This is a genomic window from Stieleria mannarensis (genome assembly GCF_014154935.1).
Lineage (GTDB): Bacteria > Planctomycetota > Planctomycetia > Pirellulales > Pirellulaceae > Stieleria > Stieleria mannarensis.
In genome coordinates, this window is sequence record NZ_JACEHH010000036.1 from 1 (window position 1) to 13,102 (window position 13,102).

The 13,102-nt window shown below is 59.3% G+C and carries 12 protein-coding genes; 5 read left to right on the plus strand and 7 right to left on the minus strand.

Annotation, left to right across the window (positions count from 1 at the left end):
- The first annotated feature begins 170 nt into the window (after nt 1-170).
- Entirely contained in the window at nt 171-863 is a 693-nt protein-coding gene (locus H1B37_RS22240) for a hypothetical protein (protein ID WP_286178042.1), read from the plus strand.
- 149 nt (nt 864-1,012) lie between these two features.
- On the opposite strand, the gene H1B37_RS22245 is transcribed toward H1B37_RS22240, so the two are convergent.
- The 3 genes from H1B37_RS22245 to H1B37_RS22255 all read right to left on the minus strand — a co-directional run bounded on the left by H1B37_RS22245 (nt 1,013) and on the right by H1B37_RS22255 (nt 4,499).
- Nucleotides 1,013-1,978: a bile acid:sodium symporter family protein gene (locus tag H1B37_RS22245; RefSeq protein WP_182868906.1), complete on the minus strand. Its 966-nt coding sequence runs from the start codon at nt 1,976-1,978 to the stop codon at nt 1,013-1,015.
- 7 nt (nt 1,979-1,985) lie between these two features.
- Complete coding sequence (locus H1B37_RS22250; protein WP_182868908.1) at nt 1,986-2,804, minus strand: alpha/beta hydrolase; 819 nt, start codon at nt 2,802-2,804, stop codon at nt 1,986-1,988.
- Between the two features lie 264 nt (nt 2,805-3,068).
- Nucleotides 3,069-4,499, minus strand: coding sequence for a sulfatase (locus H1B37_RS22255; RefSeq protein ID WP_182868909.1), 1,431 nt, complete (start codon nt 4,497-4,499; stop codon nt 3,069-3,071).
- A 335-nt stretch (nt 4,500-4,834) separates the two neighbouring features.
- Here H1B37_RS22255 and H1B37_RS22260 point away from each other — a divergent pair, with 335 nt between their 5' ends.
- On the plus strand, nt 4,835-6,805 hold the full coding sequence (locus H1B37_RS22260; protein ID WP_182868911.1) for a sulfatase-like hydrolase/transferase: 1,971 nt from the start codon (nt 4,835-4,837) through the stop codon (nt 6,803-6,805).
- Between the two features lie 98 nt (nt 6,806-6,903).
- On the opposite strand, the gene H1B37_RS22265 is transcribed toward H1B37_RS22260, so the two are convergent.
- Nucleotides 6,904-7,443 carry a Uma2 family endonuclease gene (locus H1B37_RS22265; RefSeq protein ID WP_182868913.1) on the minus strand — a complete coding sequence of 180 codons (540 nt, stop codon included), beginning with the start codon at nt 7,441-7,443 and terminating at the stop codon, nt 6,904-6,906.
- Between the two features lie 175 nt (nt 7,444-7,618).
- A complete protein-coding gene (locus H1B37_RS22270) occupies nt 7,619-8,014 on the minus strand; it encodes a VOC family protein (RefSeq protein ID WP_182868915.1) in 396 nt (131 codons plus the stop codon).
- A gap of 90 nt (nt 8,015-8,104) precedes the next feature.
- Between H1B37_RS22270 and H1B37_RS22275 the strand changes: the two genes are divergently transcribed.
- Complete coding sequence (locus H1B37_RS22275; RefSeq protein WP_182868917.1) at nt 8,105-8,893, plus strand: GxxExxY protein; 789 nt, start codon at nt 8,105-8,107, stop codon at nt 8,891-8,893.
- 9 nt (nt 8,894-8,902) lie between these two features.
- Complete coding sequence (locus H1B37_RS22280; RefSeq protein ID WP_182868919.1) at nt 8,903-9,127, plus strand: hypothetical protein; 225 nt, start codon at nt 8,903-8,905, stop codon at nt 9,125-9,127.
- A gap of 55 nt (nt 9,128-9,182) precedes the next feature.
- Here H1B37_RS22280 and H1B37_RS22285 read toward each other — a convergent pair whose 3' ends face one another.
- Nucleotides 9,183-10,337 carry a DUF8838 domain-containing protein gene (locus H1B37_RS22285; protein ID WP_182868920.1) on the minus strand — a complete coding sequence of 385 codons (1,155 nt, stop codon included), beginning with the start codon at nt 10,335-10,337 and terminating at the stop codon, nt 9,183-9,185.
- A 37-nt stretch (nt 10,338-10,374) separates the two neighbouring features.
- Nucleotides 10,375-11,406 (minus strand): arsenosugar biosynthesis radical SAM (seleno)protein ArsS, encoded by a 1,032-nt coding sequence (arsS, locus tag H1B37_RS22290; RefSeq protein ID WP_182868922.1) that lies wholly within the window; start codon nt 11,404-11,406, stop codon nt 10,375-10,377.
- Nucleotides 11,407-11,590: 184 nt separating this feature from the next.
- On the opposite strand from arsS, the gene H1B37_RS22295 reads away from it, so the two are divergent.
- A complete protein-coding gene (locus tag H1B37_RS22295) occupies nt 11,591-13,078 on the plus strand; it encodes an ArnT family glycosyltransferase (protein WP_182868924.1) in 1,488 nt (495 codons plus the stop codon).
- Nucleotides 13,079-13,102 lie beyond the last annotated feature (24 nt).

The following is a 13,102-nucleotide window of genomic DNA, read 5'->3' on the forward strand; positions in this document are numbered from 1 at the left end:
TCCACGTCGACCGAACCACCAACGCCCGCCACTGGCTCACGCCACGTGCTGGTATCACCCCATGCCAGCAGCGATTGACCCCGCCCCGCCCCATTTGCTAGGGATGATCACGAAGCCGTTCCTCCATCCATCGCCAACGAGATTTTCGAGACTCTGTCATCGTGAGCCCCATGCAAGCCCCCGCCCTGATGCTGGCGATCACCGCCGCCGTGATCACGCAATGCGGCTGCGCGCTGCCGACCGGGATTTTGCGTTCGCGTTGGGCCATGGACGATCCCGAATACGCCGAAAAATACTGTGACGGGGCGGAAAAAAGCGACCCGCTGGGGAAACTGAAACAAGCCGTCGACGCGCGGTTTCTCGAAGACGCCGACGGGATCTTCGTCTCCGGCGGCTACACCCAGCGCTCGGATGCCGACAATGGCCTGTTCGCGATCGACATCGGAGCGGAAACCTACTTCGCCAGCTACCTGACCGGCCGGGCGTCATTGATGGGCATGGGCAACGGCGAAGACTGGTTCACCGGCGTGGACACGGGATTGCGATTGCAAACCCCCAGTCGCTTGGCACCGTTCGTCGGCGCGGGGGTCTACGGCGGATTCGCCAAAGAAGTCGTGTCGGCCGACGATGACTGGAAAGACAACGACGACGACGGCTTCATCGACGAACACGGCGAAGACGAGGAGCGAATCTCCGGCGCGCTGGCGGCGTTCTATCCCGAACTCGGCGGACACTTCTGGTGGACACCCCAGATCCGTCTGACCGGCTACGGACGCTACATGATCTCGACCGAAGGCCGCGACGCAGACGACTGGATCCTCGGCGTCGGGTTGGCCGTGTTCACCAATCGCAGTCGCCGTTAGCAACGACACCGCACCTTGGCTTAACGGTAGCGGAACTCGCCAAGAGTTTCGCATGGGTGTGGCGACGCCGCACCGGAGGGCCGAAAGCCTTGGCGGCTTCCGCTACGGCACGAATCCAAGCGTTAAGCTGCGGCAGACGACTGCCTCCCCTATCCCACGTTGCCTCTCCCCGCCCAAGCGGCGGCCAGCACGGTGCCGGTCAACATGCAGCCGAACGTGTACGCGGCCGTCGGAATCTGTGCCGCCGAATCGGCTCCCAACAGCGTGGCCGCCAACATCGTCCCCAATCCCGCGTTCTGCATGCCGACTTCTAACGTCAACGCGCGGCGCATCGCTTCAGGCATCCGCGTGACCCGGCCGACGGTGTAGCCACTGACATAGCCCAACACGTTCATCACCAGCAACCCGGCCAGCAAACTGATCGCGACCTGCGACAAACGATCCCGATTGCCGGCGACGACCGATGCAATGATCCACAACAACGCAACGGTGGCCACCGGCGGCGCGAGCAGCGGTGCATGGTTCCGCATGAACGAACTGAGTCGTTTGGCCCAGTAGCCGGCGATCACGGGAACCACCACGGTCAACAACAAAGTCACGGCCATCTTCGCCGGTTTGAACACTTCCGATCCCGTTTCCAAACCGGCAACCACCATCAACGCGGCCGGAACAGTGACGGGCGACAGCAACGTGGCCACCGAGGTCAGACTGACGCTGTAGCTGACGTTTCCCCGCGCAGTCATCGTCAACACATTGGACGCCATCGCCCCGGGAACACACCCACACAACAACACGCCGTAGGCCAAGTTGCCCTCCAGTCCCAACGTGCGGACCACCAACCACGCCAGGACGGGCATTGCGGTGCATTGAACGACCACCCCCAGAAACACGGTCAGCGGACGTTGTCGCAGCTCCGTCAATTCATCCTGCCGAACGACCAAACCCAAACAGAACATCGTGACGACGACCAACCCCGAGAGGCCATTGGGGTTCAAGCGAAACGGGTCAATCGTCTCCGTGAACACCGGCCAGAAATACGCCAACGCCGAGCTAGCCACCAGCGCCGCCAGGACGCCGGCCCCGCCGAATTTCGATTGTGTTTGAGTGTCGGGCATCAACCGCTTATCTGGCCGAGCGCCGGACGAGGTTTGCTTCGTGGAATCGCATGATCTGCAACCCTCGGGCGGCATAGATCCCGGTCGCTGAATGCGTCACACCAGGCACGATCAGCGACTGATGTTCAATCCCCTGCTCTTTTAAGAATGCCATGTACTGCAAGTTGTTTTCGTAATTGAATCCCTTGGTTCCGACGTAAATCATCAAATTAAACCTGGGTGCGTCGGAGCGTGCGGCGTACGCTCGGGCCAAATCCCACGTGTTGTCCCCCTTGGCAAACCGCAACGTCTCCGACTCGGCCGAGTCAGGTGATTCGCTGATCCGTTTCTCCGTCGCATACCCGCCACCGCCCGCCGCCACGCTGGAAAATAGTTCGGGGTGGCCAAGCGAAAGCCGCATCGTCCCCCGTCCGCCTTGAGAAAACCCTTCCAGTCCCCGAGCCTGTCGATCGGCGATGGTTCGGTAGCTCGCGTCAATGTGCGGAATCAACTCTTTGATAAAGACGTCCGCACCCAAGGCATCCGGCTGTCCCTGGACTCCGACCCGATCCGGCACGTTGTAATGACTGACCGGTCCGCCATTGACCAGGACATAAAGGATCGGTTGGATGTCATGTGCGTTTTGCAATCGCACCCAATGCTCGGCCAACTTGATGCTCTTGGTTTCGTCGCCGGGGCGTCCGCCATGTAGATAATACACCACCGGATAACGCTTGGATGTCGAATCGTAGTCCTCCGGCAGCAACACACAGTAGCCGACATCCTGCCCGGCGATGCGACTGGCAAACGTGCCATGCCGCAACCCCGGTGCGTGTTTCGGTGGCATCTCATTGACCCACCGAAACGGTTTCGACGGACGCTTGGCCCTCTTCTTTGTCGTCGCCTCGCTGGAGCTTTGCTTCGCGCTCTGTTGAGCGTGTGCGGAATGGGGCAACAACGCAAAGATGGAGAACGTGGCAACGAGAGCGCATCGAATCGCAGTCTTGCGAGACAGTTTGCGAGACAGTCGGATCGGTGTTTGAAAAACGAGAAACACGAGTGAAAGTCCTATTGAAAGTGGGGATGCATCTTCAACGCGACGGTTCGATACTCAATTGGAACGGGGCAGACGCTTCTCGATCATCCCGATCAGCTCCTCGATCAACGCGTCGGGTCGATCATCCGAGGTCGCCAAATTGACCGTTTCGGCGTCCGGATTTCGGTGGTCGTATAACTCGACAAACCCGTCGTTGTGCACGGTCAAGCGATGCGTGTCGGTGCGGATCGTTTTCGCGTTGTTGCGATACGCGATCGCCGGATGCCCCGCCGCCGATTCGTTTTCCAACAGCGGTCGCAGCGACCGACCGTGCACGAAGTCCGGCGTCGGCACGCCGGTCAAATCACACAGCGTGGGAAAGACGTCCAGGGTTTCAACAACACCATCGGCCGACTTTCCGGCGCGTTTCATTTCCGGGTAGCGGATGATCAACGGAGACCGCAACGATTCTTCGAACAAGCAATGCTTTCCCCAGATCGCATGCTCGCCGAGATTCCAGCCGTGGTCGCCCCACAACACCACAATCGTGTTCTCCGCCTGCCCCGACTGTTCCAATTTCGACAGCACCCGTCCGACCTGGGCGTCGGCATAGGTGACGCAGGCGGCATAGTGCCGACGGACTTCGGTGGCGAACGCATCGTCCTTGTTCGGGTCGCGTCCCCAGCGGTTGTACTTCATGAATTCGCCGGAAGAGTGCCAGGTCGTTTTCCCTTGCGGCTTTTCGGGATGCGGAATCGGCGGCAGTTCCAAATCGATGTACGGTTGCATGTACTTGGCCGGCGCACCGAAGGGCAAATGGGGACGCAGAATCCCGACCGCTAGAAAGAACGGCGGTTGGTCCTCGGCAGTCACCTGGTCCAACTGGCGGAGCGCTTCATCGATCGAGATTCCGTCGGGATAGATCGAATCATCACCGGCGACCGACTGGAACACGTCCATGTCTTTGGCGTTTTTGCGAATCTCGCCATGAGCCAGCCCGTGCATCCAACCGCGTGGATGCTGCCAAGGACCAGCGGGCAGCAAGTGCCGATCCCAGGAGTCCGGCATTTCGGGCATCGCTTCGTCGTCCCAGTTCGGACCGCCTCGGCCACCGGGATGATGCGACACCTTGCCGACCGAAACCGTCCGGTAGCCATATTTGCGAAACCAAGCGGGCATGCTTGGGGGGACTGCCGCGGCATCGTTTTGCATTTGCTTCGCGCGAGCAAACAACGCTCCATTGCTGGCCGGACCGTACAAACCGGTCAGCAACGTGTAGCGAGACGCGCCGCAGGTCGGTGCTTGGACATAGTGCCGATGAAACGCACGCCCCGATGCCGCGAGCGAATCGATGTTCGGCGACTGGATATACGATTTACCGAAACAATTCAGCTCCGGGCGAAGGTCATCGACGCAAATCAGCAGAACGTTGGGACGGTCAGCCGTGAGTGTCGACGCGGCGAGCAGGATGACGACGAGGGTGGAAATCTGTCGGAAGCGGTGCATCGGTTTGGGGAATCTGTGTGCGGCGGGAATTCGGGGTGGGACTATGGTAGCCGGAGAGCGGGTCAAAAAATGGGTTGGTCAAAAAATACCAGAAACCGCACTCGCTGTTTTCTTACGTCACAACATCCGTGGGTACGCTCTGCCATCCGTGGTCCCCATCCGTCGCCATCTTCCGCCCCCAATTTTTTGACCCACCCATTTTTTGACCAACCTCTCCCGACGGTCTGACAATAAATCAAAGCGACAATACGCCTGATTACATGGCACGTGGCACCACGACAGGCTGTAATAGAACGTCCCACTCCCATCCGACGCCCTTCCTGCCCCCAGCACCGATGAACGTCCGCCCACGCTCTTTTCCCCTCCGATTGTGTTGCCTGCTTGCCATTTCGCTCGCCGCCGCGAGCGTGCGAGCCGAGCGGCCCAACGTGTTGATGATCTTGGTCGATGACTTGAAACCAGCACTGGGGTGCTACGGCGACCCGATCGCCCAGACTCCGAATTTGGATGCGTTGGCGGCGCGGGGCATGCGGTTCGACGCCGCCTACTGCAACCAAGCCGTCTGCGCGCCGTCGCGATTCACCCTGATGCTCGGATCCCATTCCACTTCGACGGGACTGTACGGCCTGGGCAGCGAATTGCGCAAGGTCATCCCGAAGGCGGTCACGCTACCGCAACACTTTGCCAACCACGGCTACCGCACCGAATCGCTGGGCAAGATCTTTCACATCGGCCACGGCAACCACGGCGATCCCGAGTCGTTTTCGGTCGAACACTTCAAAGAAAAAGTGATCGAGTATGTCGATCCGGAAAGCACCGACGGCGGGCAACTGACGCGTGAAGAAGCGTATTTCACGAATCAACAACTCGACCGGATCAAGTCGCTGCCGCGTGGGGCGGCCTATGAATCGCCCAGGGTTGACGACGAAGCCTATGCCGACGGACGGGTGGCCGCAGAGACGGTTCGCCGCCTGCGTGCGGCCAAACAGCGCCGTGATACCGAAGGGACGCCGTTCCTGATCGCTGCCGGATTCGCCCGCCCCCACCTGCCGTTTTCGGCACCCCAGCGGTACTGGGACCTGTACGATCCAGACTCATTGCCGATGCCGATCCACGAGGACCTGCCCAACGACTCGCCGACCGTCGCCCACAAACGTGGCGGAGAAATCACGAATTACAAACCCGTCCCCGAAGAGCGCGATGCGGAATACTCCGACGAACTGAAACGCAACCTGATTCACGGCTACTATGCCAGCACCAGTTTTGTCGACGCACAAATCGGCAAGGTCATCGACGCACTTGACGACCTTCAACTTGCCGACAACACGATTATCGTGCTGTGGGGCGATCACGGCTTTCACCTCGGCGACCTGGGCATTTGGACCAAACACACCAATTACGAACAAGCCAATCGGATACCGATCTTCATCATCGCGCCGGGCACGACGAAGCCGAACCAGTCCACCAGCCAGCCGACCGAGAGCGTCGACATCTACCCGACGCTCGCCGAGTTGGCCGGATTGCCCCAGCCCAACGGCCCCCAAGCGATCGACGGCGTCAGCCTGGTGCCGGTGCTGAAAACCCCCGACGCCCGCCTGCGGGATCACGCCTTCCACGCGTACCCCAAACGCAAGATGGGCCGAGCAATTCGCACCGCACGGTATCGCTTAGTCGAGTGGAAAACGCCGGGAAAGGGGTCCACGGATGCCGAGTACGAACTGTATGACTACCAAACCGATCCGCATGAGACACAGAACTTGGCGGATTCAAAACCAGACGTCCTGGCAAAATTAAAAGCAATCCTGGCAACGTACCCCGAAGCGGTGCGGAAAGTCCGTCGCGTGCCGTCTCGTTCGGCCCAAAAGAATTTCCCGGTCTTGAAGACGCCGCCGATCGCGAATCGGAACTTGACCATCGAAGCGACCATCACAGGCCCCAAGCCACACGGGGTTGTCGTCGCACAAGGTGGCCGCGAGCACGGCTACGCGCTGCACCTGATCGACGGCGAACCCGTATTCGATGTCCGGCGGTCCGGCACGGTGACACGCCTGAAATCGAACCTCAAAGTCAGCGGGCAGAGCCGCTTGGTCGCCACGCTCGACGGCCAAACGATCAGCCTGTCGGTCAACGGCGGCACGCCGACCACGCTGCCATCGCCCGGTTTGATCTCAGTGCAACCCAAAGACGGACTCTCGGTCGGTTCAGACGACCTCTCAGCCGCAGGCGACTACGAAGCCCCCAACACCTTCACCGCAACGATCGTCGCCTGCGAGGTCACGACCGGCACATCAGCTCACTCACACTGAAATGTAGCCCTGCCTCCCCATCATTCTGCCTCTCCATCATTCTGCCTCTTCATCGTTTTGCCCCCATCGTTTTGCCCCCATCGTCTTGCCCCGCCTCATTAACGCAACATGCGTTTCACATCGAGAGACAATCGGCAGTCACTGCAAATGTCAACGGCGAGAGATTCGGTTGCGGGAACCGACAGGTAGCTTCCGTCGGCGTCAAGCGACCACGCTGACAGGCTGTTCGCCTCGGGGTCGATGACCAGATACCAACGGACGCCTTCGTCGCGATACAGGCCCTTCTTTTCTCCGACATCGCGACTGCGGGTCGCGTCCGAAAGCACTTCCACGACGAGTGCAGGCGGCTTTTCGACATGCCTGACCGGGACGTCTCCACAAACCACTGACACATCGGGGCGGACGACCGTCTCGTTAGAAATGATCCAGTCAATCTCGGCGAGCACCGCGGCATGGCATCCGCTCAGCTCGACCGCAAGCTCCAGTTGGGTTGCGATGCGAACGAGCAGCTGAGAGTGCCGACCGAAAGGACTGGGGCTCATCGAAACAGGCAGCCCCTCCCAAAGCTCCCACTCGCCTTCCCATCGCGCGTAATCCTCCACGGTGTAGGCCGGACGGTATCGAGGCGCGCTACTCATGCAAAATCGGCGGTTAGAAAGTAAAAGCGTCGAATGCCCCTAAGTCTATCTACCTCGGAGTGTGCACGCCAATCGGGGACCTTCGCCCTCCCATCATTCTGCCCTCCCATCATTCTGCCATCCCATCATTCTGCCCCATTGTTTTGCCCCACCCCCATCTACCAAGACGATCGCCCTACCCGCCCATCGGCGAACAGATCTCGACCAAGAAACCGTTGTTGTCGCGGACATAGGAAACCGTTTGCCCCCACGGCTTTGTCTTCGGCGGTGACACGGCGACGGCACCATTGCTAACCGCGCGATCATAGCCCATTTGGACATCATCGGTTGTGAATGCGATTTCAACGGCCGCGGCAGGACCATCGGGGCGCGTTTCGGCATAGTCGAACCCGTGTGACTTGGCCAAGGCATGGGACACAAACCCGAGTGTGACCGCACCGGTGTCCAGTTCGCCGTAGGCCTGGTCGCCATCGGTGTGGACGAACTTGCGAGCCAAACCGAACGCGGCCTCATAGAACGTCAGCGTTTGTTCTACGTCGGCAACATAAAGCAGCGTGTAACCAAATTGCATTGAAAGTCTCAGGGCAGCGTGTCGGATGATCAAAGGCCGCGAGAATTTTATAAAATGCGATCCTCTTCTGCGCGACAAAAAGGATTGCCCATGCCCATTTCATGCCCGCTGTCGATTCGTAGTCCTTCTTACGAAGCGTTCAAAGAGCTGGATTACTGCCGAGTCATGCCTCAGGCGTTTTGCACTCACAATTGCCTCGGGCCTCTGGCCGACGAATTCGTTTACAAGTCCGACTTCGCCGCCAGGCTACGCGAGTCGGGACTGGAGACGCTGATTGACGTTCCGGTTTACGTGACCTTCGACAGCTTCGAAAAACGCTATGTCCTGGACGTGGTCGTTGGCAGATGTGGTGTCTACGAGCTCAAAGTGGCACGTGCTTTGACGCCAGAGCATGAGATGCAACTGTTGAACTATCTCTACTTGCTGGATCTCGAACGCGGAAAATTGATCAACTTTCGAACCGATCGAGTGGAGTGTCGATTCGTGAATTCGGGAACGACTCGATCTCAGCGTCAGAGATTCGGCGTCGACGATGTGTGCTGGAAAGACACTTCACCGCTGAGACACCTTTGTATCGAGATCCTTCGAGATTGGGGAACCGGCCTGAGTCTGCCCTTGTACTACCAGGCGCTGACGCATTTGCTCGGAGGCGAAGAGCGAGTGGTGAAACAGGTCCCGATGAATCGTGACGGATTGCCTCTGGGTCGGCAACGGTTTCACACATTAAACGACAAATCTGCGTTTGAGGTGACAGCATTGCTAAACGGTCATCGCCAGTATGAACAGAACCTGCGCAAGCTACTCCGCCACAGTCCGTTTGAGGCGATTCATTGGGTCAATATCACACTCAAGGAGGTTCGGTTTTTGACGGTGGTTTGAAGGTTTGGTTTGAAGGTTTGGTTTGAAGGTTTGGTGGGGCGGTTTGGTGGGGAGGTTTGGTGGGGAGGTTTGGTGGGGAGGTTTGGTGGGGAGGTTTGGTGGGGAGGTTTGGTGGGGAGGTTTGGTCAAAAAATTTGGTGGTCAAAAAATAAGAAAGAAGAGAGTAGTACTTTCATCGCAATATCACGCGCCTATTTTTTGACCAACCCATTTTTTGACCAACCCATTTTTTGACCAACTCATCTTTTGACCAACTCATCTTTTGACCAACTCATTCCTTGACCAACCATCAGCAACACCCTCCTTCCCCGCAGCAATCTTCGACCGGTTTCACCGTCCTGCCGCCGGCTTTGGTGACGCTTGGCGGGCGGACGACTTGGCCGCCGGTGCAGTCGTATGGCGCCGCATCTTCGGGCGGGATCGCGGTTACCGGGGAGATGCCGAGGAAGTCCTGGGCGTAGGGCTCGCGCTGCATCTTCTCGAACGTTTTGCGGCACACGGCGGCTCGAACACCGCGGGTAAACTCGTGGCCGTCGTCATCTTTCACACTGGCATAGGGCCCCCGGTACAGGACCGCTTCGTTGTGTTCATAGCACGGGGTCTCGGGGTACTTGTAGGCGATCACGGTGACCGATCGGAATTCGATCCCTTCGACGATCTGCCACGGTTCCATCTGATAAACCGGCATCTCGGCTCCCTGAAATCCAGCCCGCACGAAGGCGTCGATGAAGTCCTTTTCCTGCAGCGCCCCGCTGATACACCCGCTCCACAGCTGGCCGTCCTGCTGCAGGTGCAACGGCACCGGTTCGTCGCTGACGATGTCGCTGATCACGGCTCTGCCGCCGGGGCGCAACACGCGAAAGATCTCCGCGAACAGTTTCTCTTTCTCCGCCGCATCGACCAGATTCAACACACAGTTGCTGACCACCACGTCCACCGAGTTATCGGGGATCATCGGTTGTTGCAACCGCATCTCGGCGACAAACGCCTCCAACCGCTGCAATGCAGCTTCGCTATCGACGGGATTTTCGTTCAAGTAGGCATCCAAACGGTCCCGATCGATCTGCATGTCCTGGATCTTGCCCTTGCAGAACCTGATGTTGTCGTACCCGATCCGCTCGGCCACGATCGGCTGGCTGTTGCGTGCCAACGCCAACATATCGTCGTTCATGTCGACGCCGATGACGGCGCCGGATTCCCCGACGACTTGCGACGCAATAAAACAGATTTTGCCGCCGCCGCTGCCGAGGTCCAGAACCGTCTCGCCTGGGCGGACATACTTCGACGGGTCACCGCAACCGTAATCGCGATCGATCACCTCCTGCGGAATCACCTTCAAGTAGCTGCGGTCATAATCGACCGGACAACACAGCGCGGGTTCACGTGCTTCGGCGGCCGAGGAATAGCGTCTACGGACGGCGGATTCGGTGTTCAAGGTCGACATGGCAGGTGAAGGAGGATCGAGGTGAAAAGGAGAAGGTTTACAATAACGCACCGCTACAACTGCTGCCTGCCCCGGCAGTGCATCCGTAGCAGTGGTCCGCGGTCGCGATTTTGCGGTTGGCAAACTGGTGCAGCGAATCGGTGTTCCAGACCGTCGGCGGCTGAGCCACGTCGCGATGGGCGGCCAGGCCACCGGCGGGCAAGTCGATCATTTGATTGAAATCACAATCGTAGATCGTTCCGTCCCAGGCGATCGACAACAACGATCGACACATCACCGCCTCGGCTGCGTCGGAATTAAAATTCTGCTCCAGCAGGTGCATGTACTGTTCCAAGCGTTCCTTCTTTGCCAAGAACATTGCATAGCGTTTGATCGGAATGTTCGTGATCGTCAGCAGGCGATTGAACCGGATGTCGTAGCGGGCGAACAGTTCACGTTTGTAATCCGCTTGCAAGCTCGCCTGGTCGGGCGGCAGCGAGGGTCCGGTGGGGTTGTAGACCAAGTCCAATCGAAGCGGAGAGGAATCATCGCCGTAGCCCAGATCATTCAACTTGCGCAGCGCATCGATACTTTGGCGGAACACCCCTTCGCCGCGTTGGCCGTCCACGTTTTGCTCCAGGTAGCAAGGCAACGAAGCGACCACGTCGACGCCTTGTTCGGCCAAGAACGGCGCGGCCCATTCGTACCCGGGTTGTTGTAGAATCGTCAGATTGCAACGATCGATCACGCGGATCCGCCGGCCTCGGAACTCACGGACCAGGTCGCGAAAAAGCGGGTTCATTTCCGGCGCACCGCCGGTCAGGTCCACCGTGTGGAGGCTGAGACAATCGCGTGACAACTCGACCACGCGTGCGGCGGTCTTGGCGTCCATGTTTTCGCGTTTTTTGGTCGGCCCGGCTTCGACGTGGCAGTGGGTGCAGGTTTGATTGCACAATTTGCCCAAATTGATTTGCAATTGTTCCACCGCCGCACGCCGTAGTGGCGACGCATCGCGGGCCACGCGGGCCGCGAAGGGTTGAACCAGATTGGTCGGCAAACCGGTATTGATCACCGGTAACAGGGACTTCATAGACGCAGCAAGCTTGGGAGCGGGGGACGCGGACGAACTGCAAGGATAAGACAATGTTCACGCGTCGTGTGCAACCGCCAGGGAGGTTTTGCGGCCGATCGCGGGAGAGAACTTTCCCGGCACCCGCGGCGTAGCACTCGCCAAACGCACCTCGCCCCTCCATCTGTTGACCGATTGGACGAAATTGTCTTTGCCGCGCAAACTGGCGTTCACCCTGCTCGTCTTCCTCTTGATCGCCAAGGTCGTGAGTGTGGTGATGCGTGGCCCCAGCCCGTTGGTCTTGGACGCCGCGGGGTATTGGGAATTGGGCGGGTTGGTCGCCGAGGGCGATTGGCTGATGATGCAACGCCCGATCGCGTTTCGCACGCCGGCCTATCCGTGGTTGATCGGACTGTTCCGAGCGGTTTTCGACAATCCGCTGCCGGTACTCGTCAGCTTTCAAGGTCTGCTCTGGGTCGCCGGAATCGGATTGGTCGCGGCGTTGGCGGTGGAGATTTCGCAGCGGCGGCAGGCGGCTGGGTTGGTCGTGGCGATGGCGATCCCGATGCTTGCGTCGGTCGTGTACGTCGCGACCATGTTGACCGAAACACTGTTCGTGTTTTCTCTCGTCTTGCACCTGTGGGCGGTCGCCCGGTTGACGCGGCGGCCATCGCTTTGGGCCGGCGTGTTCGTCGGACTGACACTGGGACTGGCGATCCTGACCCGTCCGGTGGCGATGCTGGTGTGGATCGCCGATCTGATTTACGTGATCACCTGCTGGCACTGGATCCCGAATCCGTCGACGGGCCCGATCGGTCGCCGACGTGGCTGGATCAGTGTTGCATTGGCGGGGATCGTCACGGTGGGTTGTGTCAGTCCCTGGCTGGCCCGCAACCATGCGTTGTTTGGCAAAGCGATGTTGACCGAATTCGTCGGCCGCAACGTCTGGATCGTCACCTTTCAAGACGGCAGCGGTGCCGGGTTGGATCTGCCGGCAACGGCTGCTGCGGTGCAGCTTAAAACGCAGCTAGGAGACCAAGGCTGGGAACGTCTGGCCGCCGACGAGCGTTGGCGCGAAACCTGGACCGTCTCCAAGGCACTGACAACGTCGGGGATGGACGACCCCTCGGCGGACCGGTTGATGAAGGCGGTGGCAACCGATGCGATCGCTGCGTCACCGCTGGCGTTTGGCAAAAAGACCGTCCGCCGCTGGATCAACTTTTGGCGAACGCGAGCCACCGAGCTGCCAGATCAGATCGCGGATCTGGATCCGGACGGCACCGGGGCGCGTGAAAGACTCTCGTCGGACCTGTTTGCCGGACAGCCGATATGGGGCGTTACAGTCGCGCCCGTCGCTACAGGCCTCCGCCATCGGTGGAGCAATTCGCTGGCGGGCAACACGTTGCTGATGCTCGCCACGCTCGCTTCGACGATGCTGTTGATCTGGCGACGGCCCACACGCGCCGCGGGCCTTTGGCTGGGAGCGATCCTGGGTTATTTTGCCACCATCACCGCGGTGCTGGAGATCCCCGCGTATCGCTACCGCATGATCGTCGAGCCGATTGTCCTGCTGGTGATCGCGCTGGCGATCGTCTCGATTTCGACGTGTGATGGGGGATTGAGAGTTTGGTGGGGAAGTGGGGTCAAAAAATTTGTTGGTCAAAAAACAGGAGAGAACGAGGAAGAAATCTGATCAAAATCCAATGCCCTGATCTTT